Genomic DNA, 26509 nt, shown 5'->3' with positions numbered 1-26509 from the left:
TTTCAGGCACGCTCGGAATATTCCATCAACTCGGTATGGACGATGATGTCTTCGTCCACGCCGATAAACGGTGGGATCATGATGCGGACGCCATTGTCCAAAATTGCGGGCTTAAAGCTGTTGGCGGCAGTTTGGCCTTTTTGCACAGGCTCGGTCTCGACGATCCGGCATTTTACCTTTTGCGGCAGACGCATCGAAAGTGCCTCGTCACCGAAATATTCAACGGTTGCCATCATGCCGTCTTGCAGGAAGGGCCTGCGATCACCCAGCAAATCGGCAGGCAATTCAATTTGTTCATAGGTCTCAGAGTCCATGAACACCAACATGCCATCCGTTTCATACAGAAACTGCTGGTCCTTGTTTTCCAGGGTCACACGCTCTACTTTATCTTCTGAGCGAAAGCGTTCGTTCAGTTTGCGACCATCGCGCAGGTTTTTCAACTCGACCTGTGCAAATGCACCGCCTTTTCCGGGCTTTACAATGTTAACCTTAACAGCTGCCCAAAGGCCACCGTCATGTTCCAGAACATAGCTGGGCTTTATTTCGTTTCCGTTGATCTTTGGCATGATGACAAAACCTTGTCGAAAAGTTGAAGAATTTCTTACCAACCCTATATATATCCCTGTTAGCGCCCACAAGCTTACAAGATACAGTATCAATTCGCACGAGCCATGCGATACATGCATGGCAGATATGCTAAATGGGGGATGCCGAATCGCGTAAAAATGGTCATATTGCGCGAACGTCGGAAAACACAAGACCAAGAATAGGACGGCCAGATGCTAGACTTCGTTGATGGAACTGCTTTCAATTTTGAACAAGGCCAGCGCGCGCGCAAGCTTTTTGCTGCCGTCGTACTCGCTGCTTTGGACGATGCGATTGCAGATGACAAGAAATATGGCAACGGCCCGGATCAGATTGCCCGCTGGGCACGCTCGCGCGATGGCCGCGAAGTGCTGTCGTGCTCGGGGATTGACCCGAATGAGCGCGTTGTCAAAGGTTTGATGGAATTCGTTTCCAAAGGCATTCGTACCTCGGTAGCGCTGTCGCGCGAAGAATCCGAGCGTCGCAATGCGGCCGAGCAAGCAGAAGCTGCTTAAGTCGAAACCATCGACCAAGAAAAACGCGCCCAGTTTTGGGCGCGTTTTCTATTTTGGGCTTTCGCTATTTTATCGGCCTGCAAGCCCCGCGATCATTCAAGCGTACGCGAGGTCAGCGCGCGGTTGATTTCGGACCGCACCAGCTTGCGTACATTGCGGGTGATCCGCTCACCCAAGGACCCGCCCAGCTCTTCATGGATCAGATCGCGGACCAGGTCACGCAAGACAGCCTCATCGAAACGCAGCTCTGGCAGATCGTCGTGGCTGGTCGCAACTGTGGCTACGGTGGCAGCTGCACTTGGCGCTGGGCCAACAGTCGCGGCCAGCAATTCAGCCAGCACCGCAGCTTCGGCTTTGTCGGAAATTGCTTTGGCAGTGTTTTCGGGCAAGGGTTTTTCCTTGGGTCGCGCAGACCGTTCTGCCCAGTCTGGCGCTTGCCATGAAAGGTCTGGGGCGTCGCCGGTCTCGGACTCCCATTCTTCATCAACCTCGGACACGGCAGCGGCAATTTCACCGACAACACGGGTTACATTTGAGGTCGTTGGCATTTCCGTCGGGGCCCAACCAGGGTACGGCTCGGCCTCATCATTGCTTTCAGGTAACCAGTCTTCATCAGGGGTTTGCGCCGATTTTGCGGCAGGCGGCGTATCCGGCAAGACGGGCGCGGCAGCTGCGGGGTTTTGCTGCGGCTGCCGAGAGGAAAAAACAAAATTGCCGCCTTCAACAGGCGCCTTTTGCCCCTTTTGCGCAGTGTCGTCAGCTTGGGGTGCGTCGGCATTTGCCGAGACCACACGCAAGGCCGACGTAAGCAAAAGCTTGCCTTTGCCGTCACCGGCAGCGTCTTTGGGCGCGGGTGCGCTTACCGGTTCTTCCTGCGGCGCGGCGGGGCGCAGATCGTCCGAGACAAGCTTACGAATCGAAGACAGAACATCCTCAATATCAATCGTGCTCATTGGTTCTGACATACTACCCGTCCTATCACACAACACTTGGCGCAACGGCCAAATGCAGATTATTCGTAACCTTTGCCGCCATTTGCGGGTTGGCGGTCTTTTCCCAAAGTTTAGCCCTTTGGGCTGGTGATGACAAGGAATTGGACCAAATTCTGCCTGCGATTTCAATTCAAATCAAAGATTGTCGCGGTGAGGGAAACAATTTTCGGCTATTCCCCCAAACAACAAAGCCGCGCCCCTTTGCGAAAAGGACGCGGCTTTGAAAAACTGTCGTTAATCCAGGCTTAGTATTTGCCAATCGATTTCAGAACGCGGTCCAAACGTTTGCCCTGCGACGACGTTGCTGGCGCTGATTTCACCGCATTATAATAGGCCTCTGGGTCATATGTCGCGATACCAAGTTTCAAATGGTCGACCGTCAAGAGCCCCATCCGGGACAGCAAAGTGTAAACCCCGATATAATAGCTTGCCTGTGCAGACAGGCGCGCCGTGCGGGCCGAAAGCAGCTCTTGCTCGGCATTCAACACATCCAACGTGGTCCGAGAGCCAAGCTTTGCCTCTTCCTTTACACCGTCATAGGCCGTTTGCGCCGAACGGATTTGCCGGTCACTTGCCGAAATACCCGCCTTGGCCACTTCGATATTGGACCAAGCAGCCCCCACAGATTGCAGCACAACTGCCACGGTCTGGTTCAAGCTGGCGCGCGCGGAATCGCGGGATGCCAAGGATTGACGATAGAAAGACGACGACCTACCGCCGTTGTAGATTGTCTGGCTCAGCGTCAAAGTTGTGCTAAAGCTGTCGCTTGATTTCTGGCGCACATCGCTTGCCGAAACTTTGCCTGTCAACGTCGGGCCCATATTGGCTTTGGCCAATGCGATACCCAGCTCGGCTGCCGCAACCTGATGCTGCAGCTGGTGAATGGTCGGATGGGTTTTGCGGGCCACGGCCTGCGCCTCGGCCAAGCCCCTCGCCGTAAATGGCATTTTGGGAAGCCGCTGTAAGCTATTGGGATAATGCCCGATTTTCAGCTTGTACGTCTCGCGTGCGACGGCATAGTCGCCTTGCGCGCTGGCAAGTTCCGACTGAGACGCGGCAAGCTGTGCATCAGCGATGGCCACATCGGTGCGGGTAATCTCGCCCACGTCAAACCGGTCTTTCGCGGCCTGCAATTCCTGGCCGATCAGGCGCACGTTTGCCTGACGCAGGGCCACAGCATCTTGCGTTTGTTGCAACATGACATAGGCCGAAACGGCATCAAGCAAAACCTCTTGCTCGTAATTCACCAACGAGGCGCGGGTAGCCAAAACGGTTTCTTTTTGCACAGCAATCGATGCCGCATTGCGCCCGAAATCATAAAGCGACATTTCCGCAACCAGCGAGACGCTTGCTGTTAGCCCTTCGAATGAAGGCGTATGCGAATAACCGCCCGAGGCCTGAAACGACAAGACCGGCCGCAAAAGCGCTACGGCCTGTGCGACATCTTCGTCCGCAGATCGCAGAACGGCGCGGTTTTGCTCTAAAAGGTTTGAATTGCGGTAAGCGGCCGTCAAGGCATCGCCAAGGCTTTCGGCAGATGCCCATTGTGGCAGTGCGAACAGGGCCCCAATCACCCCCGCGCGTACAACTTTTCTAATTGAAACCATTTTCTAATTCCTGCTCGTTTCTGCTATTATTCCTGCTCGCTTTTCGCGACTATTTTCTTGATCCTCAGAATGCAAAGGCTTTGGATTTTGCGAAGCCCTGCAACACAGGGGCCGAGGCGTTAAAAGCGTAGCGCCAAGTCAAACCCTGCGCAGATTTATGGCCGATACGGGCAACACCAAGGCTGCCTTCCATAAAGATCGCAGCAATCCGGCCACCATCTTTCAGCTGATCGATCAAAGCCGCGGGCACATCTTCTACGGCGCCTTGCACGATGATCACATCATATGGCCCATGCTTTGCAGCACCGGCGACCAAAGGCCCGGAAACCACTGCGGCATTGTCGACGCCATGCTCTGACAGGCGGCGTTGCGCATCAGCGGCAAGTGCTTCGTCTTCCTCAACGGCAACAACAACCTCGGCAAGGCGGGCAATCACGGCGGTCGAGTAGCCATAACCACAGCCCAGATCAAGCACGGCCTCATTCGGTTGCACATCAACCGCGTCCAGCAACTTGCCAAAGCTGCGCGGTTCAAGCATCACACGGCCCGGCGCGATTTCAAGGTTGCCACCAACATAAGCGGCCTCAAGCTGGTCGTTCGGCACATAGGCTTCACGCGGGACGGCAAGCATCGATTCAATGATCGGAAACTTGGTCACATCCGAAGGGCGAACCTGCGTGTCGACCATCATGGTCCGGCGGGCGGCGAAATTGGACATGTCTGAACTCTTCGGTTTGGTTATAATTGCGAAAGTGATGCCACAGATCTGTGCCTTGGGCAACATATTGTGCCCCGACTTTTAGTCCATAACGTGCCGTATGTTAGCATGCATTGTCTTACCGGGCCATTACAAAGCTTGCCTCCAAAAGCGCTCCACGTCATTCTGCGCTTTTATGACACACATGACTCCTGAACTCTGGCCCGAAAGAACGGGTGAAACCTCATTCTGGCATCGCCAGATCGGCCCGCAGCCTGTACGGGGGCAGCTGGTCGCCCCCCAAGAGCTTGATATTTGCATCATCGGCGCAGGTTTCACCGGCCTTTGGACGGCTTATTATCTGGCCCGCGCTGCCCCTGCCCTGAACATCGCGGTGCTGGAGGCGCGGCAGGTGGGCTTTGGTGCCTCGGGGCGCAATGGCGGCTGGATGACAGGTGGCTTTGCCTGGTCGCATGACCGCTATCTTGCGACCTCGGATGCAGAAAGTCTGCGGGCGATGGTGCGCGCAATGGCGGGCACAGTGGATGAAATCATATCCGTCGCTCAGTCTGCCAGTATCGACGCCGATATCCGCCGCACGGATGAACTGCTGGTCGCGACCAATGCAGCCCAACTGTCGCGCCTGCAGGCAGAACTCCAAACCCGCAGCTTTTGGGGTGAGGATGTCCATATGATTGACGCCAAAGCGCTTGCAACCCGCATCAAAATTCCTGCGGCCCAAGGTGCGATGGTCGTGCCCAATGTCGCCCGCATCCAGCCCGCCAAACTGGTACAAGGGCTGGCGCGGCTGGTTGAAACCCTGGGCGTGCAGATCTTTGAAAACACACCCGCCACCGCACTGCATCCGGGCCACGTTGAAACGCCGTACGGGACTGTGCGCGCCCGCACGATCCTGCGCGCGACCGAGGCGTTTACCAGCCAGCTTGCAGGCCATCACCGCGATCTATTGCCGCTAAACTCGGCCCAGATCATCACCGCCCCCCTGAGCGCACAGACTTGGGATAAGATCGGCTGGAAAGGCTATGAAATATTTGGAGATTTCGCAAATGCCTATTGCTATTGCCAGCGCACAGATGACGGGCGTATCGCCGTGGGCGGGCGCGGCATTCCCTACCGGTTCAACAACCGGCTGGATACGGATGGCACCCCCGATGACGAAACCATCCGCCGCCTGATTGCCGTTCTGAGAACCCATTTCCCCGCCGCCGCCAATGCACCGATCGACCATGCTTGGTGCGGCACCCTTGGCGTGCCGCGCGATTGGTGCGCAAGGGTGGATTTTGATACATCCACCCGCATTGGATCTGCGGGCGGTTATGTCGGGGTTGGCGTCTCGACCTCAAACCTCGCCGGGCGCACCTTGGCCGATCTTGCCTTGGACAGAACCACCGCGCTGACCTGCCTGCCTTGGGTCAACCGCCCTTTGCGCAAATGGGAACCCGAGCCGCTGCGCTGGTTCGGCCTGCGCGGAATGTACAAACTCTTGAACGCTGCCGACCGTGCCGAGGCCAAAGGCGCTAACCCCTCGCGCCTTGCCACACTTGGCGCATGGATCAAGAACAGCTGATCCATCATCATCTTGGCTCAAATACCTAAAACCTGTCGCCAGCCCCCAAACCCGGCCTTGGCAGAACCGTTACAACCAGCCCGCAGCCCGCACTTTACGCACTGAGGCCCGCGCCTCCATCGCGGCCATAAAGGCATATAGCGTGGGAAAGGCCGTCACATCCACGCCATCCCCCGCCAACCAGGTCGTGGCGACGAACAAGTAGGCATCGGCCAAGGTCAACTGCGCCCCCAAAACAAAGGGCCCTTGGATCACCTCAACCTCCAAATAGGCGCAGGCCGCCCGCATCGTTTCGGGCACCTTGGCCCGCATATCGGCAAAGCTGGCATCCTCATTCGCCCAGCGTTGGCCACGCAGTTTATGCGCATGATTCACATGTAAGGTAGACGCGATATAGTACATTGCCTCGCGCATTTTGGCCGCTTGGATTGCGTCCTGAGGGACAAGTGCGGGCGCCAAACTGCCGATATATTCCAAGATCGCACCGGTTTCCGTCAGCCTCGCCTGATCGAGGATCAAACTTGGCACACGCCCTTTTGGGTTTATCGCCAGATACGCGGGCTGCGTTTGCGCCCCTGCGGCGAAGTCAAGCACCACAGGCGTATAGGACAAGCCCGCCTCTTCCAACGCAATCGCCACCGCGATCGAGATCGTGCCTTTGGCCAAATACAGCTTCATTTTCGCGCCCTATGTTGTTTCGACAAAGCCTAGTCACGGCCGCGCCAAAGCCAAGCACAAAACGCTGTCATGCACCCAAAATCTGGGTGCGGTGCTTGGTCAGATAGATCCGCAGCCAAGGGGTAAAGACCTCTGGTGCCTGCTCTATCTCGCGCAGCAGCGCATCAATGGCCACCCATCGCACGGCTTGCACCTCATCCGGGTTCAAGGTCATCGCCAGATCTGCGCCTGCCTCGGCCACGAACACCGCTACAACTTCATCCTCGGTCAGACCAACACCCACATCGGCGCGATATCGCACTTCGCCCACGGCGCGCAGATCCAGGCCTGCAATGCCCAGCTCATCCACCAGCCTGCGATGCGCACAGGCTGCGTGTGCCTCATCCCAATGCGGGTGGGTGCAGCAGGTATTGGCCCAAAGGTTCGGCGTATGGTATTTGCCCGCGGCACGTTGCTGGATCAGCAGCCGGTCGCCCGCCAACACGAAAACCGACACCGCTTTGTGCTGCAATCCACGCTGATGCACAGCCAGCTTTTCAACCGGCTGCAAAACGCCCTCTATCCAAGCAGGTATCAGATCCATTTGGCCATCGGTGGCAGGCTCATCAACACAGCATTTGCGTCATGCCCCGTGGCAAGGCCAAATTTGGTGCCACGATCATACACAAGGTTATATTCGGCATATAGCCCGCGGTGGACAAGCTGGGCTTCCTTGTCTGCATCGGTCCAAACTGTATCACGCCGTGCATCGACCAGCGGCACATAGGCGGGCAGAAACGCGCGGCCAATATCTTGGGTCAGCGCAAAATCTGCTGCCCAATCGCCTGAATTACGGTCGTCCATAAAAATGCCGCCCACGCCACGTGCACGGTTGCGGTGGGGAATGTAGAAATACTCATCCGCCCAAGCCTTTAGCTTGGGGTAGAGGTCATCGCCATGCGGCGCCAGATGCGCCTGTTGTGTGGCGTGAAAATGGGCTGTGTCATCGGCGTATTCGATGCAGGGGTTCAAATCTGACCCGCCGCCAAACCACCAGGCATGCGGGGTCCAGAACATCCGCGTGTTCATGTGAACGGCGGGCGCATGCGGGTTTTGCATATGGGCCACAAGGCTGATGCCCGAGGCCCAGAAACGCGGGTCGCTTTCCATGCCGGGCACGCCACGCGCTGCCATCGCCTTTTGTGCGGCGGGGCCAAGATCGCCGTAAACGGTGGAAACATTCACCCCCACCTTTTCAAACACCCGCCCGCCGCGCATGACGGACATCAAGCCGCCACCGGCGTCTGACCCATCTTCGGCGCTGCGTTTGGTTGGCGTCACCTCAAACCGGCCTGCTGGCAGGCTGGCGGTCGGGCCTTTGGTCTGGCGGTCCTCCAATGCTTCGAAACTTGCAACGATTTCATCGCGCAACGTGCGAAACCACGCCGCTGCCGTTGCGCGCTCTTGGTCCAAAGCTTGGGTCATTGTCGTCTCCAATCCGGTTTGCGCTGGCTTTAGCACTTGGGCGCGGGGTCGCCAAGACCGCAGCTTACAGCGTGCGCATCAGCCGCAGCGCATCATAAATCGCGGCATGGGTGTTGCGAGAGGCGACAGCATCGCCAATCCGGTAGAGCGAAAACGCGCCCTTTGGGTTGGGTGTTGGCATTTGCGGCTGGCGCGCAATCAGTGCCTCATAATCGACTTGCCCCAGATTTTTCGACAAGGGTTTCAACGTGAAATACAGATCGTCCAGCGGCACGGTACCATTGTTGATGATAACCTGATCGACCCGCCGTTCACGTGTCATATCGCCATAATCCGAGCCAAGTGTTGCCAGCAGTTCGTTGCCGTCACGCCGAACCGACAGCACACGCCATGTAACGGTAAACACCGCATCGGCCCGTTGCAGCGTGCGCATGTAAGGTACAAGGTTCATCGCCATGACCTCGGGCGAAAAGCTGCGGTCACGGGTCATGATTTCAACTTTTCCGCCTGCCGCAATCACCTTGTCGGCGGCTTGCAGTGCGACCGGATCGCCCGCCTCGTCATAGACCAGCACATTGGCGCCGGGGCGTACATCGCCCGACAAAATATCCCAAGCCGAGGTGACCAGATCATTTCCGCTTTCCAGAATAGCCGTTTCTGGCAAACCGCCTGTGGCGATTATCACGACGTCCGGCGCCTCGTCCAACACCTCAGCTTCGTCAGCCAAGCTATTGTATTTTATGACAACTCCCAGCTTTTCACATTGTGCCAGACGCCAATCGATGATCCCGATCATTTCACGCCGGCGCGGGGTTTGTGCGGTCAGCCGGATTTGGCCACCCGCCTGTGGCGCGGCCTCATGCACCACCACGCGATGCCCGCGCACGGCCGCCACGCGCGCAGCCTCAAGCCCTGCCGGCCCTGCGCCGATGATCAGCACCTTGCGCGCAACATCTGCGGGTGCAATCTCATGTGGTTGTTCCAGCTCTCGCCCTGTCGAGGGGTTGTGGATGCAATAGGCGTGGCCGCCCTGATAAATCCGGTCAAGGCAATAATTCGCGCCGACACAGGGGCGGATGTCATCCTCACGCCCCTCGATGATTTTACGCACCAGATGCGGGTCGGTCATATGGGCGCGGGTCATGCCGACCATATCCAGCTTGCCACTGGCAATGGCATGGCGGGCGGTGGCGACATCGGGGATGCGGCTGGCGTGGAAGGTGGGCATCCCCACCTCGGCACGGATACGGCCGGCAAAATCGAGGTGCGGGGCAGATTTCATGCCTTGAATCGGAATTACATCGGTCATCGCAGGATCGGTATGGATTTGCCCGCGGATGACATTCAGAAAGTCCACATTTCCACTGTCACGAAACAGTTTACCAATCGCTACGCCTTCTTCGGCGTCAATGCCGCCCTTGGCCGCCTCATCCGCCGTATAGCGCATTCCGATCAGGAATTTTTCACCCACACGCGCACGTATCGCGGCCGCCACCTCCAGCGCAAACCGTGCTCGGTTTTCCAAACTGCCGCCATAGGGACCATCCAATTCGTTGGTAAAGGGCGACATGAACTGGTCCATCAAATGGCCGTAGCATTCCAATTCGACCCCATCCAAACCGGCCGCATACATGCGTTCAGCGCCATCGGCGTAGTCATTGATAATGCGCGAGATATCCCAATCTTCCAGCTTTTTGGGATAGGCACGATGCGCAGGCTCGCGGGTATGGCTGGTGGAAACAGATGGCAGCCAATCGCCTTTGTCCCACCTTGTGCGCCGCCCCAAATGCGTAAGCTGGATCATCACCGCCGCACCGTGATCGTGGCACTCATCGGCCATCTGCTTCATCCAGCCGACCACTTCATCCTTCCACACAAGGATGTTGTTGAACACCGGCGGGCTGTCGCGCGAAACCGAGCCGGAACCGGCGGTCATGGTCAGGGCAACGCCTGCGCGGGCACGTTCGACGTGATAGGCGCGGTAGCGATCCTTGGGCATCCCATCATCGGGATAGGCGGGCTCATGGCTGGTGATCATGATCCTGTTGCGCAGGGTCAGATGCTTTAATTGATAGGGCTGCAAAAGCGGATCGCCGGACATGTGACACCTCGTGTTTTTCCGCTCAGGTTAGCGGCCCGCGCGGGAATGCCAATTGGCAAAAGCGACTATTGAAGGTCTGGCCAAGCCACGGCCATCGAACGCAACCGGATTTCTTGCCAAAATTCAGGCGGTCGCTTCGATCAACATGCGCAACCGTTCCACTGCAACGGCAACCAAGCTGGGGTCGCGCTGCGCCTCGACGTTCAGGCGCAACAAAGGCTCGGTGTTGGACGCGCGCAGATTCAGGCGCCAGTCGCCCATATCCAATGACAATCCATCTGTATCGTCACGCGCCACGGCCTGCTTTTCATATGCCGCCAGCACGCGTGTCAGGGCAGCTCCGGAATCGTCCACGCGAAAGTTGATCTCGCCCGAGGATGGAAAGGCGGTCATCCTTTCGGAAATCAGGTCAGCCAATGATGCGCCACGCCGCGACATGAGCTCGATGATCAGCAGCCACGGGATCATGCCACTGTCACAGCAAGCAAAATCGCGAAAGTAGTGATGGGCCGACATTTCGCCACCGTATACCGCGCCTGTATCGCGCAATGCCTGCTTTAGATAGGCGTGGCCGGTGCGAGCCATTACTGCGGTACCGCCCAAGCGGGTTACGATTTCCTTGGTATTCCACATGACGCGCGGGTCATGCACAATCTTGGCGCCTTTTTCCTTGGCCAGAAACACCTCGGCCAATAGGCCTACGACAAATTCGCCCGGCACAAATCGTCCCAAATGATCGAACAGGAAACAGCGGTCAAAATCACCGTCCCATGCCACACCCAAATCGGCCCCTGCCGCCAGAACGGCATTTGCTGTCACTGGACGGTTTTCGGGCAGCAAGGGGTTGGGGATGCCATTGGGAAAGCTGCCATCAGGTTCATGGTTCATACAGATGAATGACAAGGGCGCGCGGCGTTTGGCCAAAGCCGCGGCGATCGCGTCAAAGGTCGGGCCTGCGGCACCATTTCCGGCATTCACAAGAATCTTCATCGGACGCAACGCAGGCACATCAATAAACGATAGCGCCGCGCGCACATAGGCCCCCCGCGCAGCTTTGGCAGGCCGTATATTGCCGCCTGGTTTCTCAGGCTTGAATTGGCCGCTTTCTGCCAAAGCCTTTATCTTGACAATATCGGTCGCCGGATCCAGAGGCGCCGCACCTGCCTTGACCATCTTCAAGCCGTTGTAATCCATCGGGTTATGGGAGGCGGTGACCTCTATTCCGCCGTCGGCCTCGAAATAGGCGGTTGCGTGATACATCTCTTCTGTACCGCAAAGCCCCAGGTCCAGCACCTCGACGCCTGCTTCGACCAACCCGCGTTTAACGGCATCGAACAAAGCCAGTGACGAGGCGCGCGGATCATGACCAACAACCACATGTCCAGTGCCCAGAACCTCGGCAAAGGCGCGGGCAATCCGTCGCGCGACGTCTTCATCCAGCTCGACACCAAGGCGGCCGCGAACGTCATATGCTTTAAAGCAGGTCAGCGCGGTCATCGTTCCCCCATGCATCAATCGGGCAACAATCACCGGCCCTTGCATTGCAAAGACCATAGCAAAGCCAAAACACCAAGACCAAATTTGCGGCATCGGCCACTAATGTCGGCCAGTGTTTCGCAGCGGTTCCCAGTAGGGGTAAATCGCCGCTTTCGTTACAAATTGCGCACCAATCAGGCATGTGGCACGATGTCTTGCACAAGCCCGCCCGTCCCTACTTGTGCACCTGCAGCCGCGGGCTTATCTATTGGTTACAGGCTCCGGCACCGCAATTTGGTCCGCCCCTGATGCCCAATGGGATCACTCGCACGGCTGTTAGCCGGTCGAAGGACACCCAGCGCAGCGATCCGCCTGGCATGGGCCAAAGCGGAAACCTGACTAAGGGAATACGACATGTCCAAAGAAAAAAACAAAGGCAATAAAGAAGCCAAAAAGCCAAAAAAAGAAGTGCCCAAGGTGCTGGCCACTGCCAATTCCAATGCTGGCAAGGACGGCACAACAATCGCGGGCAAAAAAATCAAATAAACTGACCTGTGCCAGATTTGGCCAAGTCTCTAGGCGGGGGCCCGGCCCCCGCTTTGCATAGGTGCAGCGTGACGCGAGCTTTATACCGCTGGCAGGCATAATCGCAGAAGTCAGCAGGTTAAAGGCGCAACTATACCGACAGGCCAATCCGGTTCAGTTCAGCGTCAGGCCGGAAATAGAGGCGCGGATGGCCGAATTTGTATCATCCGAGTCGGCAGAGACCGCCAGCCCAACCAATGCCCCGGCGGGCCCGCCAAACACGCGGCGATAATCGGCGGCAAGGTCAACCTTTTCCGAAAACTTGCCCGTGCCCGCGGCCCGCAGCAAGATGGTTTTACCCCGGTTGCCAAGATATGGGCTGGACAGCACTTTGCCACGCCCTTGGTTATCGCCCCAAACATATACCAGCACCCGCGCAGACTCGGCTGTCAGCAGTTTGCGGATATTGGCTTTGTCCCCAAGTGCCTTGGCTTCGGCCTCGGGCAAGAACACAAAGTAAAGCGAGGCATTGCGGTCATCGCCCCCTTTTTTGGTCAAATCCGTTGCAGGCACCGATTGGCTGACCGCCCAAGACCATTTGGCCGATGTCGCGCCCCAAAGCGGCTGCTTTACCCGCGCATAGGCCAGCGATACCGACGCATCAGATGCGATAGACAATGTGTTGCCTTGAAACCCGTATCGGTTTGATGAAAACAGTGAAAACCGTTGCGTCGACCATGTGCTGTCAAACGCGACACTTTCGGCAAAAACGGATGTCGCTGGCAAGGCGGCGATCAGGGCAGCAAGAAATAGGGAACGTGTCATGTGGCCTCTGGTCAATGGGGTTTTCTTTGACTAGCAGCTTTCGGCTGTAACAGGGCACACAACTGCTTGAGGCAAATGTGAAGTTACAGCACCACGTGCCCCGCCTCTAGCCGCACAATCCGGTCCATCCGGGCTGCCAGCTCCATGTTATGGGTCGCAATCAGCGCCGAAAGACCGGTTTCGCGCACCAGATCCATCAAGGCGCCAAACACCTGATCCGAGGTTGCAGGATCAAGGTTGCCCGTCGGCTCATCCGCCAACAGCAGGCGCGGGCCATTGGCAAGCGCACGGCAAAAGGCCACGCGCTGTTGCTCGCCACCCGAAAGTGCTGCGGGGCGGTGACCGGCACGGTGACCAACCCCGACCTGATCCAGCAATTTACGCGCACGGGTCTCGGCATCGGGTTTTGAGACGCCATTGGCAAGCTGCGGCAAGGTGATGTTTTCCAGCGCGGTAAATTCCGGCAACAGGTGGTGAAATTGATAGATAAAGCCCACATCACGCCGCCGCGCGATGGTGCGCGCGCGGTCTGGCAGGCCCGCCAGATCGGTGCCATCCAGTCGCATCTGGCCGCTATCGGCGGTATCCAGCAGCCCCGCAATATGCAGCAGCGTCGATTTGCCAGCACCCGAAGGGGCAACAAGGGCAACCACCTCACCCCGCGCCACGGTCAGCGATGCCCCGCGCAGCACTTGCACTTCGGCGGGCTTGCCTTTGTTATAGGCTTTGGTGATCGCATCCAGCGACAGCATCACATCACTCATAGCGCAGGGCCTCGACAGGGTTCATCCGGGCGGCACGGCGCGCGGGAAAGATAGTGACCACGAACGACAGGCCCAGCGACAGCGACACTGCCGACAGCACGTCATGCCATTGCAGTTTGGCGGGCAGCGCATAGATGCCGCGAATAGACGGGTCCCAAACCCCGCCGCCCGCGACATAATTCACAAAGCTGAATATCGGGTCGATATAGATCGCAAACAGACATCCCAGCGCCACACCGGCAAAGGTGCCTATAATGCCTGTAAATGCGCCGCAGATGAAAAACACGCGCAAGATTGACCCTTCCGTCAACCCCATCGTGCGCAAAATGCCGATATCGCGGCCCTTGTTTTTGACCAGCATGATCAGGCCCGAAACGATATTCATCGCCGCAATCAACACCAGAATGGACAGGATGATGAACATCACATTGTCTTCGATATCCAGCGCCCGCAAAAAGCTGCCCGAGCTGTCACGCCATGTCCAGACATTCGCGTATTGGCCCGCAGCAGTCATTAAATCCAGCGCGATGTCATCAACTGCCTCGGGTTTGGTGACCATCACCTCGATCTCATCCGCCAGCCCTTCGCGGTTGAAATAGTCCTGTGCAGCGGCCAGCGGCATGTAGACCCGCGTGCGGTCAATATCATAGCGGCCGGCGGTGAACACATAGACCACCTCAAAGGCCGAAACCCGCGGACTGGTGCCAAAGGCGGTTTTCACACCATTGGGCGAAATCAGCCGGATACGGTCGCCAACGGTCACGCCCAATTCACGCGCTACGCCCGAGCCGATCGCGATACCTTCGTCATAGCGCGACAAATCGCCATATGCGTCGGCGCCGTCACCCACACGCGGAATGGCGCGCACATCATCGCCGCGCATCCCGTAGACCTCAACGCCAGAGCTGCGGGTGCCTGCCGTTGCCATCACCTGCCCCCGAACCATCGGCGCGGCACGTGTGACAGTTGGCACCTCAGCCACCTTTTTTGCCACGGCGTCAAAATCCTCAAACCCGCTGATCGTGCGGCCATCGGCAGCCTGATGCTGCGCGGCATAGACGGTTACATGCGCATTCGCCCCAAGGATCGTATCGACAAATTCGGCGCGAAACCCTGCGCGTACCGACAGCGTGGCAATCAGCGCAAACACCGCCAGCGTAATGCCGATCAGGCTGATCCAAGTCATCACGGAAACGCCGCCTTCGGCCCTTTTGGCCCGCAAATATCGCCACGCGATCATCCATTCAAATGGCGCGAAAGGGGGGGTGTTCACGGGGCAAGCTCCTTGGGGTAAACATGCGGGTTATCGGCGTCAGGCATGCGCGCGGAACCTGCGGGAAATGCGCGGGCAGGTCAAGGCACGGCTACGTTATTAGGCGGAACGGTGCAGCACAGGCTGTTTGCGGGGTGCATTGGGCGCACGCGGTGCGGGTGGCTTTTGCGGGGCGGGTTGGCTGCGCACCACAGGCTCTTTGCGCAGCTCGGACGCTTTGCGGGGCGCAGCGCGCCGGCGAAACGGCCAGAGTATGAGCGACAGGATAAACCGGACTGCGCCCCAACCCGCCACAAACCCTAACGCAGTGGCCACGGCACCCGCCACAGTCAGCGGCACTGCCGGGCGGAAATCGGCCCATGTTGCATTTAGCGTGGCCGGGTCGGCCAAACGCTGCGGCATGGTGATGCGTTCAATTGGAGTGGCAAGGCGCAGGAATGTCAGATCTGCAGAAAGTTGGTCAAAACGGGCAAAGGCGCTTTGCATATCAACCTTTCGCGCGGCCAAAAACGCGGTGCCCTGCAATTGGTCCAATGCTGCGCCACGGGTCAGCCCGTTATCGGTGGCGCTGCGGTCAAAGTCAGCAACGATCGCCGACAGTGCATCCACTTGACCACCCAACCGCTGGATATACTGCTGCGAAAACTCGGGGTATTGCGACAAAGCTGTCGCCCCCGCCAATCCGCCCACAAGCGTCAGTGCCTTGCCTATCATCTATTTCGCCTCTGCCTGCCAAGTTATTCAGTGGCGATTACCAGAACCGCCCTGCCCCCGGCTTTGGCCCCTAAAATCGTCCAAATCGGGCCCTGTGTCAAAGACGAAATCGGCGCGCCCCTTTGGCCGGGGCGCACCGTGATGTTTTCAGAGACCGTTGTAGATGGCAATAATGCGGGCCACTGCGGCGTCGGCAGTCATTTCTTCGCTTTCGCCAGTGCGGCGGCTGGTCAGTTCGACCACGCCATTTTTCAACCCGCGCGGACCGACCGTGATGCGCCATGGCAAGCCGATCAGATCCATCGTGGCGAATTTCGCGCCAGCGCGGTCGTTGCGGTCATCATATAGCGGGTCAAGACCTGCCTTTTGCAGCGCTTTATAAATGCTTTCGCAGGCGGCATCGGTTTCGTCGTCGCCCTGCTTCAGGTTCACGATGCCGCAATGGAACGGCGTCACACCTTCGGGCCAGATGATACCTTTGTCATCATGGCTTGCCTCGATAATCGCGCCCAGCAGACGCGACACGCCAATACCGTGGCTGCCCATCTGGACCGGCACTTTGCTGCCGTCAGGCGTGACAACAGTCGCCCCCATTGCCTCGGAATACTTGGTGCCAAAGAAAAAGATCTGGCCGACCTCGATCCCGCGCGCGGATTTGCGGCGTTCCTCGGGGATGGCGTTAAAGGCAGCCTCATCATGGGTTTCGTCGGTGCGGGCGTAAAGCGAGGTGAATTCCTCCATCACGGCTTTGCACTGTACCTTGTCATCATAATCGATGTCGCGTGCGCCAAGGCTGATGTCGGTCACGGCGCTGTCATAGAACACCTCGGATTCGCCGGTTTCGGCCAGAACGAGGAATTCATGCGTGTCTTCGCCACCAATCGGGCCGGAATCAGCACGCATCGGAATGGCTTGCAGGCCCATACGCTCGTAGGTGCGCAGATAGCTGACCAAATGGCGGTTATAGGCATGCAGCGCGTCTTCGACCGTCAGGTCAAAGTTATAGCCGTCTTTCATCAGGAATTCACGGCCGCGCATAACGCCAAAACGCGGGCGCATCTCATCGCGGAATTTCCATTGGATATGGTACAGCGTCAAAGGCAGGTCTTTGTAGCTGTTCACATGGCTGCGGAAAATATCGGTGATCATTTCCTCATTGGTCGGACCATAGAGCATGTCGCGGCCCTGACGGTCCTTGATGCGCAGCATTTCCTGACCGTAATCATCATAACGACCAGATTCGCGCCAAAGGTCGGCAGGCTGCAAGGTTGGCATCAGCAAGGGGATATGGCCTGCACGAACCTGTTCTTCATGCACGATCTGCTCGATACGCTTTAGAACCTTATACCCCAGCGGCAACCAGGAATAGATGCCCGCGGCTTGCTGCTTGATCATGCCGGCACGCAGCATATAGCGGTGGCTGACAATCTGCGCCTCGGCAGGGTTTTCTTTTAGAACAGGCAGGAAATAGCGCGTCAGCCGCATGGGGGCACCTTTTAGGCAATGATGGGTTGGGCGAGGTTTAGGCAAAACCAAGCACGCAAGCAAGTGCATCGCGTTTTTTCGACGAAAAATCAGATTTTTCAACGACAATTCGCGGGTGGTGCCAAGCCGGAGGCCTTGAAATGCCGGGTCCGATGGGCAATGTGTGATAAGCAAACCCAAGGAGGCCATATGGCATTGCCCGCAAAACAACAACTTACCTACTGGGGCATTGCGGCAAGCCTGTTTTTGCTGGCACTATGGTTTTTGGGTCAGGTTCTGGCGCCTTTTCTGGTGGGCGGCGCGATCGCCTATTTTCTGGATCCTGTCGCCGATAGGTTAGAGCGAATGGGCCTGAACCGCGCGGCGGCGACGACAGTGATTTCACTCTCAGCCCTTCTTGTTGCGGTATTGCTGGTTCTGGCGGTTATTCCGTCCCTGGCATCTCAGACGGCCGCCTTGGTTGAGGCTTTGCCGACGATTTTCCACAAGCTTCAGGCCTTTTTGACCGAGCAGTTTCCCGGCCTGTTGGATGAAAACAGTGTTATCCGCCGCACCATCCTATCGATCGGCGACAATTTGAAAGATTGGGGCACCGAAGTCGCAAAAACCGTGTTCTCCAGCGCCTTGTCGGTGCTGAATGCGCTGATGTTTTTGATTGTTGTGCCCGTCGTGGCCTTTTACCTGCTGCTCGACTGGGACAACATGGTCGCCAAGATCGACGCGCTTTTGCCGCGCGACCACGCGCCGGTTATCCGCGATTTGGCCAGCCGGATTAATCATGTTTTGGCAGCGTTTGTGCGTGGCCAAATCAGCGTCTGCATTGTTCTTGGCGCATTCTATTCGGCTGCGCTCATGCTGGCCGGACTTGATTTTGGCCTGTTGGTAGGCGCGATTGCCGGGACGATTACCTTTATTCCCTATGTCGGTGCGCTGGTTGGCGGTGCTTTGGCCATCGGGCTTGCACTCTTTCAGTTCTGGGGCGATTGGGTTTCAATCGGCATTATTGCAGGCATTTTTGCAATCGGCCAGTTTCTGGAAGGCAACGTCATTACGCCGCGACTTGTCGGCAATTCCGTGGGACTACACCCTGTTTGGCTGCTATTTGCACTGTCGGCATTTGGCTCGGCTTTCGGATTTGTGGGCATGCTGGTGGCAGTGCCTGTCACCGCTGCTTTGGGCGTTCTTACCCGCTGGGGCATTGTGCAGTACCACCAAAGCCTGTTGTACCGCGGCATTGGTAGCCGCACCGACCTAGAAAGCCAGAAAGACAATCCGTGACGCGCCAGCTTGTGCTTGACTTGCCGCACCGAACCGCCTTGGGGCGCGGCGATTTTTTTGTCTCTTCGACCAATGCGCAAGCGCTGGCCGCGCTTGATGCATGGCGCGACTGGCCGGGCGGCAAGATGGTGCTGATTGGCCCACCTGCGTCGGGCAAGACCCACCTTGCGCATGTATGGGCAAATGCCTCACGGGCGGCGTTGCACCCGGCATGCGAGCTGGCAACTGCCGATATCGCGGCGCTGGGGGCAAAACCCGCTGTGGTCGTCGAGGATTGCGAAGTCTTGCCGCGCCACCCTAATGCCCAAGAAGCCCTGTTTCACCTGCACAACCTGCTTGCCGCCAAAGGCGCCGCCTTGCTGATGACGGCGGCCTCTGCCCCGCGTGATTGGGGCCTGACGCTTGCAGATCTACAAAGTCGCGTACAAGCCGCCTCGGTCACGCGACTTGAGGCGCCAGATGACCCTCTTTTATCTGCCGTGCTGATTAAGCTGTTTGCCGACCGCCAGATAACAGTTTCGCCCACGCTGATCGCCTACCTGCTGCCCAGGATGGAGCGCAGCTTTGCTGCGGCCCGCGCGCTGGTGGCCAAGCTGGACGCCGAGGCGCTGGCCCGTGGAACCGGTGTTTCGCGCGCATTGGCCGCGACAGTGCTGGACAATCCCTGACCGCGTTGCAAGACTGTCATATGGAATTCACAATTCTCTTGCATAAGCCAACCCTATGACACACGCAGATTTTCTTTCCTCGCCTTTCCCGACAGCCTTAAATCTGCCAGAGGCAGAAACCAAAGGCCCACACCGGTTTTTCAACCGCGAACTAAGTTGGCTCGCCTTTAACTGGCGTGTCTTGGACGAGGCATCGAATCCGTCGGTACCGCTGCTGGAGCGGCTGCGCTTTTTGTCCATTTCGGCCACCAATCTGGATGAATTCTATACAGTCCGCGTGGCGGGCCTTAGGGCGCTGAAACGCAGCGGAAAAGGCACGATCTCGATGGATGGGCGCAGTGCCGGCGAGCAACTGACCCTGATCAATGACAATGCCCGCCGATTGCTGCAAAACCAGCAAGCCGTGTTCAACCGGCTGAAAAAGGAAATGGATGCGCAAGGCATTACCATTGTAACCCGCTCAAAGCTGACGACGCGCGACCTGAAACATCTTGCCGAGTATTTTGTGCATAAGGTTTTCCCGATCCTGTCCCCCTTGGCGATTGATCCGGCACATCCTTTTCCTTTCATCCCAAACACCGGTTTCTGCCTCGCGCTAGAGCTTGAGCGCACCGGCGACAAACGCCCGCTTTTGGCCCTGCTTCCCATCCCGCAGCAAGTCACGCGGTTTGTGCCATTGCCTGCAAAAGAGGGCGAAAACCGGTTCTTGGTGCTGGAAGACTTGCTTTTGCTACATCTTGGCATGCTGTTTCCCGGTTATACCGACCGTGGTCACTGCACATTCCGCGTGCTGCGCGACAGCGACCTTGAGGTAGAGGATGAGGCCGAAGACCTTGTACGCGAGTTTGAAACCGCGCTGAAACGCCGACGCCGCGGCGAGGTGATCCGCCTGAAAATCAGCGCCGGTGCACCCGAGGAATTGCGGGCGCTGATTATGCAAGAGCTGCATGTGACCAATGAAGATATGGTCGAGGTGCGCGGATTGCTGGGGGTTGCCGACCTGAAAGAACTGGTGCTTGACAGTCGCAAGGACTTGCAGTGGCCAAAATTTACGCCTCGCATTCCCGAACGCGTACAGGATTTTGAGGGCGATATGTTTGCGGCGATCCGGCAAAAGGATATGCTGCTGCACCACCCTTATGAAACCTTTGACATGGTGATCCGGTTTTTGGAACAGGCGGCACATGACCCGAATGTTCTGGCAATCAAGCAAACACTCTATCGCACCAGCCAGGACAGCCCGATCGTCAGCGCATTATGCGAAGCCGCCGAAGCCGGCAAATCTGTCACCGCGCTGGTCGAATTGAAGGCCCGTTTTGACGAAGCCGCCAATATCCGCCAGTCGCGGCGGCTAGAGCGTGCGGGCGCCCATGTGGTTTACGGTTTTATGACGTTAAAGACCCATGCAAAAATCAGCACCGTTGTCCGGCGCGAAGGCGACCAGCTTGTCACCTACACCCATTACGGCACCGGCAACTACCACCCCATCACTGCCCGCATATACACCGATCTTTCGTTCTTTACTTGCGACGGTCCATTGGGGCGCGATGCGACCAAAGTGTTCAACTACCTGTCGGGTTATGTCCAGCCCGAGGGGCTTGAAAACCTTGCCATTGCCCCCTCGACCCTAAAGCCCCGCCTGCTGGAACTGATTGCCGCCGAGGCTGACCATGCCCGCGCAGGCCGCCCAGCCGAGATTTGGGTTAAGGTCAATTCGCTGGTCGAGGTTGATATTATCGACGCACTTTATGCCGCATCACAGGCCGGGGTTAAAATCAGCCTTGTCGTGCGCGGCATTTGCGCCTTGCGCCCAGGTATCAAAGGCCTGTCCGAAAATATCCGTGTGAAATCGATTGTGGGCCGGTTTTTGGAACATTCGCGCATTGTCTGTTTCGGCAATGGCTATGGCCTTCCCTCAAAAAAGGCGCGGGTATTCTTTTCCTCGGCCGATTGGATGGGGCGCAACTTGACCCGCCGCGTTGAAACCCTGATCGAGGCAAACAACCCGACCGTGAAGGCACAAATTGTCAGCCAGATCATGGCCGCAAACATGGCGGATGAGGCGCAAAGCTGGGTGTTGGGGCCACAAGGCGACTACTTGCGCAACCTAACGGCCAAAGACGGGCAATTGTTCAGTTGCCACAAGTTTTTCATGGAAAACCCTTCGCTGTCCGGTCGTGGCAGCGCAGGGGCCAAAGATGTGCCAAAGCTGGCCCACAGCCGTGATGATACGACGGCGTAACGCCGACCACCCAGCGTCCTATCCCATCAGTTGACCTTTGCGCTGCGACGCGGCAAGGTCAACCTGCAGCAGCGCAAAGAGCACCCGATGACCAAACCCAAAAAATCCAAATCTGACACAACAGCGATGGACGATGCTGGGCCTTTTGGCCGGTCATTGCTGGATGATCCATCGGCGCGCGCGCTTAGTCGGGTTGGCGTGGTTGATGTCGGGTCAAACTCGGTTCGGATGGTGGTTTTTGACGGCGCGGCCCGTTCGCCTGCGTATTTCTACAACGAAAAACTGATGGCAGGTTTGGGCAAGGGACTGGCCGAGACCGGCCTACTGAACCCCGAAGGCAAAGAACGTGCGCTGATCGCGCTAAAGCGTTTTGCCGTTTTGGCCGATGGCTTGGGGATTTCTCCGCTTACATGCGTGGCGACAGCCGCGGTCCGCGACGCAAGTGATGGCCCTGAATTTGCAGCGCAGGTTTTGGAAAAAACCGGCTTGAAACTGTGGGTGATCGACGGCGAAGAAGAGGCACGACTTTCAGCGCAAGGTGTGCTTTTGGGCTGGCCCGAGGCCAAAGGCATTGTCTGTGACATTGGCGGCAACTCGATGGAGCTGGCCCGCATTGGCGATGGCAAAGTCGGCAAACGCGCCACATCCCCGCTGGGGCCGTTCCGTTTGCAGCAAGTCGAAGGTGGCGCGGAAAAGCGAAAGGCCCTGATTGACCGCGTGTTGAAAAAGCTGAAAACCAAGATCGAACCGGAAAACGACCGCATTTACCTTGTCGGCGGCTCTTGGCGCGCCATTGCCCGCCTGGATATGGAGCGGCGGAATTACCCGCTGACCGTTTTGCACGAATACCGAATGACGCCCGAATCCCTGCTGGATACCATCGACTGGATCGCGGCCAATGACCCCGCCATTTTGCGCGCCCGCACTGGCACAGGTGCCGAACGCATGGCGCTGGTTCCGCTTGCCTGCGAAGTTCTACGCGAGCTGATCCGCATCTTTAAGCCCAAAGAAATCGACGTCTCGTCCTATGGCATCCGCGAAGGTTTGCTGTATGAGCAAATGCACGAAAAGCTGCGCTCGCGTGATCCTTTGATAGAAGCGGCGCGCGCGACCGAGATTACGTCGGCCCGTCTGCCCGGCTTTGGCAAAAAACTGTACACGTTCCTGCTGCCGCTGTTCAAAGAGGCCAGCGACGAAGAAACCCGCCTTATCAAAGCGGCCTGCCTTTTGCATGATACAACTTGGCGCGCCCATCCCGATTACCGCGCCGAAGTATGCTTTGACAATGCCACCCGCGCCAACCTCGGTGGGCTGGATCATCCGGGCCGCGTGTTTCTGGGCCTTGCCTTGCTGCACCGCTATAAAAACAGCCGCACAGGATCGCGGCTTGAACCGCTGTTCCGTTTGCTGACTGACGAGCAGATTCAAAAAGCCGAAGTGCTGGGCAAAGCCATGCGGTTTGGTGCGATGTTTTCGGCGATCGGGCCTGAAAGTGCCGGCGCTTTACGCTGGATCCCGCGTAAACGTGTGCTGGAACTGACGCTGACGCCTTTGGGCAAAGACCTGTTCGGCGAAGTGACGCAAGCGCGCTTTAAATCATTGGCGGCTGCAATGCGTGCGACACCGGTAGTGATTGAAGGTGCAGAAAATGCTGATCTTTGACCATTTTGCTATTTCAGCCACATCGTTGGCCGAAGGTGTAGACGTGGTGGAACAGGCGCTTGGTGTGGCACTTGCGCCCGGCGGTGTGCATCCCCTGATGTCTACGCATAACCGTTTGCTGGGCTTGGCGGATATTTATCTTGAGGTGATCGCGATTGACCCTGCCGCGCCAACGCCACCGCACCCGCGCTGGTTTGATCTGAACCATTTCAGCGGTCGCCCACGCCCGACCAACTGGATTGTAGCTTGCGACAATCTGGATGCGGCGCTTGCCACCCTGCCCGAAGGCGTGGGTGCGCCAGTTGATTTGGCGCGCGGCGATCTGCGCTGGCGCATGGCTGTGCCTGCGGATGGCCTGCTGCCATGTGGCAATGCCCATCCGGCGCTGATTCAGTGGCATGGCTCGGCGCATCCAAGGCAGCGCCTGCCAGATGTTGGCGTGCGGCTGGAGTTGTTAGAAATTGCCACGCCCGATGCCGATGCACTGACTGCCGCCCTCGCAGGCCAGTTTACCGATTGCCGCGTGAAAATAATTCACGGGTCTGAAACCGCATTGCGGGCGCAATTCGCCACGCCGCATGGCACGCGCGTGCTTGAATGACCATTCGCCCCGCGCTGCCCGACGATATTCCGGCCCTTTTGGCGATTTGGAACCCTGTCATTCGCAACACGGCTGTCACGTTCAACGCCATCGAAAAGACCCATGCCGATTTGGCGCAAATGATCGCCGACATATCAGCCGCTGGCCATGGTTTTTTCATAGCCGAACATGCGGGGGCGATTGTTGGATTTGCCAGCTACGGCCAGTTTCGTGCAGGCATAGGGTATGCGCATACGATGGAACACACGATCGTTCTTGGGCCGAATGCGCGCGGCCTCGGGCTGGGCCGTGGTTTGATGACTGCGATAGAAGATCACGCCCGTCGGGGCGGAGCGCATTCGATCTTTGCTGGTGTCAGCGCAGAAAACCCCGAAGGCCGCGCCTTTCACGCCGCTATGGGCTATGCCGAGGTGGCCACCCTGCGCAGTGTCGGGTATAAATTCGGCCGCTGGATGGATTTGCACTTGATGCAAAAGCACTTGACCTGAAAAACAAACCTGACAGCCAAACCCTATCGGAGTACGCTACGCCAATGTCACTCTGGACCCGCATCAATGACGCGCTTACCGCCCTTGCCGCCGGAGAAGGGCTCTCGGTTATTTTTGAACGGCTGCGCGGCACGAAAATGGCGACGCCCGAACGCTCGGTCGGCTTTACCATTGCGGTGATTGCGCTTGGCGCGAAAATGGCCAAAGCAGACGGACAAGTGACCCGCAATGAAGTCGCTGCCTTTCGCCGTTTGTTCACAATCGCCCCCGACGAAGAGGCAAATGCCGCCCGCGTCTTTGATCTTGCCCGGCAAGATGTGGCGGGGTTTGATGCCTATGCCCGCAAAATTGCCGCGATGTTTCCGGATGAAGGCCGCCAAACCTTGATCGACTTGCTAGAGGGGCTGTTCACCATCGCCATAGCAGATGGCCAGTACCACCCCAATGAAGACGCTTTTTTGGCTGAAGTCGCCCGAATCTTTGGTTTAGGGGACCCTTGTTTCCGTTCTTTGCGCGCGCGTTTTGTCGAAGGTGCGCCACGTGACCCCTATGAGGTTCTGGGCGTGCCGATGAATGCCTCGCTAGAAGAAATACGCGCCGCTTGGAAACAAGCAGTACGCGACAGCCACCCAGACAGGCTGGTCGCCCGCGGCGTGCCGCCCGAAGCGGTCGCGCTTGCCAGCCGCCGCTTGATCGACATTAACGCCGCTTGGGAGGAGATTAATGGCAAACGCGCCGCTTGATCCCACACCGGCACGCTTGCGGCTCGCGACATTTAATGTCGAATGGTTCAATGGTTTGTTCGATGATGACGGGCGGCTGCTGGCCGATAATGAACGCTCGGCCCGCTACAATATCAGCCGTGCAGAGCAGTTGACGGCGTTGGGGATCGTGTTCACCGCGATGAATGCCGACGGGGTGATGATCATCGAGGCCCCCGACACCAGTTCTCGCAGATCGACCAAAACCGCGTTGGAAAACTTTGCCCGGCATTTTGACCTGCGGACCCGCTGCGCCTTGCACGGGTTTACCAGCGAGACCGAGCAAGAAATAGCTTTTCTCTATGATCCCGACCGTATTTCGGCCACCCATGACCCGATGGGCGCCCCGCCGGCCCATGCCGAGCCCAAAGCAGTGCCACGATTTGACGGCGTGTTCTGGCATGACCTGAATACAGATGCCCGCCCCGAACGGATTAGCTTTTCCAAGCCCCCGCTGGAAGTAGCTATGACTGATATGCAAACAGGCCAGAAACTGCGCCTGATCGGTGTACATGCCAAATCCAAAGCCGCGCATGGTGCCCATAAACCGGCCGAAGTGATGCGGATTGCAATTGAGAACCGCCGCAAGCAGCTTGCGCAATGCCTGTGGTTGCGCGCACGGGCCGAGACACATTTGGCAGCAGGTGATCAGTTGCTGGTTATGGGCGATTTCAACGATGGTCCGGGCCTTGACGAATATGAAAAGCTTTTCGGCAAATCCGGTATCGAAATCATGCTTGGCACTGACGGCCCGCCTGAAATGCAAATGCTTGAACCCCATGCCGAGATGATTTTAGGGCGAAAGCTTGGGGTCGCCCCAACCTCGGCCCGGTTTTATGACGCAACCAAAAGACACTATTTTCAGGCTTTGCTGGATTTCATCCTTGTTTCAAGCAATTTGGCCGCATCAGCACCGGTTTGGCGGATTTGGCACCCGTTGGATGACCCTGCTTGCTGGCGCATCCCCGAGTTACGCGAGGCCTTGCTGACGGCATCTGACCATTTTCCTGTGACGATAGATCTGCACGAAATTCCGTTAGAAAAGGCTGGTAAACCGGCCTGACTGCCCCCATATCTAGGGTATGAAACAGAAAGTCACAGCTTTCGTCCTTTGCGTTGCGCTGACAACCGCGCAGCCTTTGACCGTATTTGCCCAAGATAGTCAGCAAAACCAGGAGGAAGGCCTAAGCCTCGTGGAGCGCGGTATGCGTTTGCTTTTTGACGGGTTGATACAAGAGATTGAACCCGCAATGGGAGAAATGGCCGAGGCGCTGAAAGAGATCGAACCGATGGCGCGGCAACTGGCCGCTTTGATCGGCGACGTGAAAAACTATGAGGCACCTGAGCGGCTGGAGAATGGCGACATCATCATTCGCCGCAAATTGGATGCCCCCGCGCCGCCAGAACTGGCCCCACCCGATGCAAACCCGCCCACAGGCGCGCCGCCGGAAGGGCAAATCGACCTTTAGCGATCTGGGTTGAGGGTAGTAAGGGGGGCGTTCACGCCCCCCTCGGTGCAA

At 57.7% G+C, this 26509-nt stretch carries 26 protein-coding genes; 12 read left to right on the top strand and 14 right to left on the bottom strand.

Annotated elements, in window-relative coordinates:
- Nucleotides 1-2: 2 nt before the first annotated feature.
- Entirely contained in the window at nucleotides 3-566 is a 564-nt protein-coding gene (efp, locus tag AKU79_RS11200; protein ID WP_050523680.1) for an elongation factor P, read from the bottom strand.
- 213 nt (nucleotides 567-779) lie between these two features.
- Here efp and AKU79_RS11195 point away from each other — a divergent pair, with 213 nt between their 5' ends.
- A complete protein-coding gene (locus AKU79_RS11195; protein WP_050523679.1) occupies nucleotides 780-1100 on the top strand; it encodes a DUF6280 family protein in 321 nt (106 codons plus the stop codon).
- A gap of 92 nt (nucleotides 1101-1192) precedes the next feature.
- Here the strand turns inward: AKU79_RS11195 and AKU79_RS11190 are convergent, their stop codons facing one another.
- The 3 genes from AKU79_RS11190 to AKU79_RS11175 all read right to left on the bottom strand — a co-directional run bounded on the left by AKU79_RS11190 (nucleotide 1193) and on the right by AKU79_RS11175 (nucleotide 4417).
- Nucleotides 1193-2065, bottom strand: coding sequence for a hypothetical protein (locus AKU79_RS11190; protein WP_156209671.1), 873 nt, complete (start codon nucleotides 2063-2065; stop codon nucleotides 1193-1195).
- A 272-nt stretch (nucleotides 2066-2337) separates the two neighbouring features.
- Complete coding sequence (locus tag AKU79_RS11180; protein ID WP_082224013.1) at nucleotides 2338-3699, bottom strand: TolC family outer membrane protein; 1362 nt, start codon at nucleotides 3697-3699, stop codon at nucleotides 2338-2340.
- 64 nt (nucleotides 3700-3763) lie between these two features.
- Nucleotides 3764-4417 (bottom strand): protein-L-isoaspartate O-methyltransferase family protein, encoded by a 654-nt coding sequence (locus tag AKU79_RS11175; RefSeq protein ID WP_050523676.1) that lies wholly within the window; start codon nucleotides 4415-4417, stop codon nucleotides 3764-3766.
- A gap of 184 nt (nucleotides 4418-4601) precedes the next feature.
- Between AKU79_RS11175 and AKU79_RS11170 the strand changes: the two genes are divergently transcribed.
- Complete coding sequence (locus AKU79_RS11170) at nucleotides 4602-5984, top strand: NAD(P)/FAD-dependent oxidoreductase (RefSeq protein WP_050523675.1); 1383 nt, start codon at nucleotides 4602-4604, stop codon at nucleotides 5982-5984.
- Between the two features lie 69 nt (nucleotides 5985-6053).
- On the opposite strand, the gene AKU79_RS11165 is transcribed toward AKU79_RS11170, so the two are convergent.
- From AKU79_RS11165 to AKU79_RS11145, 5 genes are all read right to left on the bottom strand, one after another.
- Nucleotides 6054-6662 carry a glutathione S-transferase family protein gene (locus AKU79_RS11165; RefSeq protein WP_050523674.1) on the bottom strand — a complete coding sequence of 203 codons (609 nt, stop codon included), beginning with the start codon at nucleotides 6660-6662 and terminating at the stop codon, nucleotides 6054-6056.
- Between the two features lie 67 nt (nucleotides 6663-6729).
- Nucleotides 6730-7245: an isopentenyl-diphosphate Delta-isomerase gene (idi, locus tag AKU79_RS11160; protein ID WP_050523673.1), complete on the bottom strand. Its 516-nt coding sequence runs from the start codon at nucleotides 7243-7245 to the stop codon at nucleotides 6730-6732.
- Entirely contained in the window at nucleotides 7236-8126 is an 891-nt protein-coding gene (gene hemF / locus AKU79_RS11155; protein WP_050523672.1) for an oxygen-dependent coproporphyrinogen oxidase, read from the bottom strand. Before hemF ends, idi begins: the two co-directional genes overlap by 10 nt.
- 64 nt (nucleotides 8127-8190) lie before the next feature.
- Complete coding sequence (locus AKU79_RS11150; RefSeq protein WP_050523671.1) at nucleotides 8191-10227, bottom strand: NADH:flavin oxidoreductase; 2037 nt, start codon at nucleotides 10225-10227, stop codon at nucleotides 8191-8193.
- Between the two features lie 123 nt (nucleotides 10228-10350).
- Nucleotides 10351-11724 (bottom strand): phosphohexomutase domain-containing protein, encoded by a 1374-nt coding sequence (locus tag AKU79_RS11145; RefSeq protein ID WP_050523894.1) that lies wholly within the window; start codon nucleotides 11722-11724, stop codon nucleotides 10351-10353.
- Between the two features lie 393 nt (nucleotides 11725-12117).
- Between AKU79_RS11145 and AKU79_RS19880 the strand changes: the two genes are divergently transcribed.
- On the top strand, nucleotides 12118-12249 hold the full coding sequence (locus tag AKU79_RS19880) for a hypothetical protein (RefSeq protein WP_269430774.1): 132 nt from the start codon (nucleotides 12118-12120) through the stop codon (nucleotides 12247-12249).
- Nucleotides 12250-12402: 153 nt separating this feature from the next.
- Here the strand turns inward: AKU79_RS19880 and AKU79_RS11140 are convergent, their stop codons facing one another.
- From AKU79_RS11140 to proS, 5 genes are all read right to left on the bottom strand, one after another.
- A complete protein-coding gene (locus AKU79_RS11140) occupies nucleotides 12403-13053 on the bottom strand; it encodes a DUF3047 domain-containing protein (RefSeq protein WP_050523670.1) in 651 nt (216 codons plus the stop codon).
- Nucleotides 13054-13136: 83 nt separating this feature from the next.
- Nucleotides 13137-13817 carry an ABC transporter ATP-binding protein gene (locus AKU79_RS11135; protein WP_050523669.1) on the bottom strand — a complete coding sequence of 227 codons (681 nt, stop codon included), beginning with the start codon at nucleotides 13815-13817 and terminating at the stop codon, nucleotides 13137-13139.
- Nucleotides 13810-15057: a lipoprotein-releasing ABC transporter permease subunit gene (locus AKU79_RS11130; RefSeq protein WP_050523893.1), complete on the bottom strand. Its 1248-nt coding sequence runs from the start codon at nucleotides 15055-15057 to the stop codon at nucleotides 13810-13812. Before AKU79_RS11130 ends, AKU79_RS11135 begins: the two co-directional genes overlap by 8 nt.
- 132 nt (nucleotides 15058-15189) lie before the next feature.
- Entirely contained in the window at nucleotides 15190-15804 is a 615-nt protein-coding gene (locus AKU79_RS11125; protein WP_082224012.1) for a DUF2937 family protein, read from the bottom strand.
- Nucleotides 15805-15951: 147 nt separating this feature from the next.
- Complete coding sequence (gene proS / locus AKU79_RS11120; RefSeq protein ID WP_050523892.1) at nucleotides 15952-17289, bottom strand: proline--tRNA ligase; 1338 nt, start codon at nucleotides 17287-17289, stop codon at nucleotides 15952-15954.
- A 189-nt stretch (nucleotides 17290-17478) separates the two neighbouring features.
- Here proS and AKU79_RS11115 point away from each other — a divergent pair, with 189 nt between their 5' ends.
- The 9 genes from AKU79_RS11115 to AKU79_RS11075 all read left to right on the top strand — a co-directional run bounded on the left by AKU79_RS11115 (nucleotide 17479) and on the right by AKU79_RS11075 (nucleotide 26458).
- Entirely contained in the window at nucleotides 17479-18567 is a 1089-nt protein-coding gene (locus AKU79_RS11115) for an AI-2E family transporter (RefSeq protein WP_050523668.1), read from the top strand.
- A complete protein-coding gene (locus AKU79_RS11110) occupies nucleotides 18564-19235 on the top strand; it encodes a P-loop NTPase family protein (protein ID WP_050523667.1) in 672 nt (223 codons plus the stop codon). The genes AKU79_RS11115 and AKU79_RS11110 overlap by 4 nt, the downstream gene beginning before the upstream one ends.
- Nucleotides 19236-19290: 55 nt before the next feature.
- On the top strand, nucleotides 19291-21477 hold the full coding sequence (locus tag AKU79_RS11105; RefSeq protein ID WP_050523666.1) for an RNA degradosome polyphosphate kinase: 2187 nt from the start codon (nucleotides 19291-19293) through the stop codon (nucleotides 21475-21477).
- Nucleotides 21478-21564: 87 nt separating this feature from the next.
- Nucleotides 21565-23139, top strand: a complete 1575-nt coding sequence (locus AKU79_RS11100) for a Ppx/GppA family phosphatase (RefSeq protein ID WP_231580155.1) — start codon at nucleotides 21565-21567, stop codon at nucleotides 23137-23139.
- Nucleotides 23126-23740 carry a VOC family protein gene (locus AKU79_RS11095; RefSeq protein WP_050523665.1) on the top strand — a complete coding sequence of 205 codons (615 nt, stop codon included), beginning with the start codon at nucleotides 23126-23128 and terminating at the stop codon, nucleotides 23738-23740. Before AKU79_RS11100 ends, AKU79_RS11095 begins: the two co-directional genes overlap by 14 nt.
- Nucleotides 23737-24228 carry a GNAT family N-acetyltransferase gene (locus AKU79_RS11090; protein ID WP_050523664.1) on the top strand — a complete coding sequence of 164 codons (492 nt, stop codon included), beginning with the start codon at nucleotides 23737-23739 and terminating at the stop codon, nucleotides 24226-24228. The genes AKU79_RS11095 and AKU79_RS11090 overlap by 4 nt, the downstream gene beginning before the upstream one ends.
- A 44-nt stretch (nucleotides 24229-24272) precedes the next feature.
- Nucleotides 24273-24971 (top strand): molecular chaperone DjiA, encoded by a 699-nt coding sequence (locus AKU79_RS11085; protein ID WP_050523663.1) that lies wholly within the window; start codon nucleotides 24273-24275, stop codon nucleotides 24969-24971.
- Nucleotides 24952-26052, top strand: a complete 1101-nt coding sequence (locus AKU79_RS11080; RefSeq protein ID WP_050523662.1) for an endonuclease/exonuclease/phosphatase family protein — start codon at nucleotides 24952-24954, stop codon at nucleotides 26050-26052. The genes AKU79_RS11085 and AKU79_RS11080 overlap by 20 nt, the downstream gene beginning before the upstream one ends.
- Nucleotides 26053-26071: 19 nt before the next feature.
- Complete coding sequence (locus tag AKU79_RS11075) at nucleotides 26072-26458, top strand: hypothetical protein (RefSeq protein ID WP_050523661.1); 387 nt, start codon at nucleotides 26072-26074, stop codon at nucleotides 26456-26458.
- Nucleotides 26459-26509 lie beyond the last annotated feature (51 nt).

Origin of the sequence: Pseudorhodobacter wandonensis (genome assembly GCF_001202035.1) — a bacterium.
In the GTDB taxonomy this organism is placed as follows: domain Bacteria; phylum Pseudomonadota; class Alphaproteobacteria; order Rhodobacterales; family Rhodobacteraceae; genus Pseudorhodobacter; species Pseudorhodobacter wandonensis.
Note: the sequence above shows the minus strand (reverse complement) of the source record. Positions and strands in the feature narration are given on the sequence as shown.

Coding starts and splice junctions, on each gene's coding strand:
- AKU79_RS11135 (WP_050523669.1), bottom strand. CDS start 13,817: ATGAGTGATGTGATGCTGTCGCTGGATGCGATCACCAAAGCCTATAAC.
- idi (WP_050523673.1), bottom strand. CDS start 7,245: ATGGATCTGATACCTGCTTGGATAGAGGGCGTTTTGCAGCCGGTTGAA.
- AKU79_RS11170 (WP_050523675.1), top strand. CDS start 4,602: ATGACTCCTGAACTCTGGCCCGAAAGAACGGGTGAAACCTCATTCTGG.
- AKU79_RS11115 (WP_050523668.1), top strand. CDS start 17,479: ATGGCATTGCCCGCAAAACAACAACTTACCTACTGGGGCATTGCGGCA.
- hemF (WP_050523672.1), bottom strand. CDS start 8,126: ATGACCCAAGCTTTGGACCAAGAGCGCGCAACGGCAGCGGCGTGGTTT.
- proS (WP_050523892.1), bottom strand. CDS start 17,289: ATGCGGCTGACGCGCTATTTCCTGCCTGTTCTAAAAGAAAACCCTGCC.
- AKU79_RS11080 (WP_050523662.1), top strand. CDS start 24,952: ATGGCAAACGCGCCGCTTGATCCCACACCGGCACGCTTGCGGCTCGCG.
- AKU79_RS11180 (WP_082224013.1), bottom strand. CDS start 3,699: ATGGTTTCAATTAGAAAAGTTGTACGCGCGGGGGTGATTGGGGCCCTG.
- AKU79_RS11195 (WP_050523679.1), top strand. CDS start 780: ATGCTAGACTTCGTTGATGGAACTGCTTTCAATTTTGAACAAGGCCAG.
- AKU79_RS11090 (WP_050523664.1), top strand. CDS start 23,737: ATGACCATTCGCCCCGCGCTGCCCGACGATATTCCGGCCCTTTTGGCG.
- AKU79_RS11125 (WP_082224012.1), bottom strand. CDS start 15,804: ATGATAGGCAAGGCACTGACGCTTGTGGGCGGATTGGCGGGGGCGACA.
- AKU79_RS11075 (WP_050523661.1), top strand. CDS start 26,072: ATGAAACAGAAAGTCACAGCTTTCGTCCTTTGCGTTGCGCTGACAACC.
- AKU79_RS11150 (WP_050523671.1), bottom strand. CDS start 10,227: ATGTCCGGCGATCCGCTTTTGCAGCCCTATCAATTAAAGCATCTGACC.
- AKU79_RS11105 (WP_050523666.1), top strand. CDS start 19,291: ATGACACACGCAGATTTTCTTTCCTCGCCTTTCCCGACAGCCTTAAAT.
- AKU79_RS11165 (WP_050523674.1), bottom strand. CDS start 6,662: ATGAAGCTGTATTTGGCCAAAGGCACGATCTCGATCGCGGTGGCGATT.
- AKU79_RS11145 (WP_050523894.1), bottom strand. CDS start 11,724: ATGACCGCGCTGACCTGCTTTAAAGCATATGACGTTCGCGGCCGCCTT.
- AKU79_RS11095 (WP_050523665.1), top strand. CDS start 23,126: ATGCTGATCTTTGACCATTTTGCTATTTCAGCCACATCGTTGGCCGAA.
- AKU79_RS11175 (WP_050523676.1), bottom strand. CDS start 4,417: ATGTCCAATTTCGCCGCCCGCCGGACCATGATGGTCGACACGCAGGTT.
- AKU79_RS19880 (WP_269430774.1), top strand. CDS start 12,118: ATGTCCAAAGAAAAAAACAAAGGCAATAAAGAAGCCAAAAAGCCAAAA.
- AKU79_RS11085 (WP_050523663.1), top strand. CDS start 24,273: ATGTCACTCTGGACCCGCATCAATGACGCGCTTACCGCCCTTGCCGCC.
- AKU79_RS11140 (WP_050523670.1), bottom strand. CDS start 13,053: ATGACACGTTCCCTATTTCTTGCTGCCCTGATCGCCGCCTTGCCAGCG.
- AKU79_RS11100 (WP_231580155.1), top strand. CDS start 21,565: ATGACCAAACCCAAAAAATCCAAATCTGACACAACAGCGATGGACGAT.
- AKU79_RS11130 (WP_050523893.1), bottom strand. CDS start 15,057: ATGATCGCGTGGCGATATTTGCGGGCCAAAAGGGCCGAAGGCGGCGTT.
- AKU79_RS11190 (WP_156209671.1), bottom strand. CDS start 2,065: ATGTCAGAACCAATGAGCACGATTGATATTGAGGATGTTCTGTCTTCG.
- efp (WP_050523680.1), bottom strand. CDS start 566: ATGCCAAAGATCAACGGAAACGAAATAAAGCCCAGCTATGTTCTGGAA.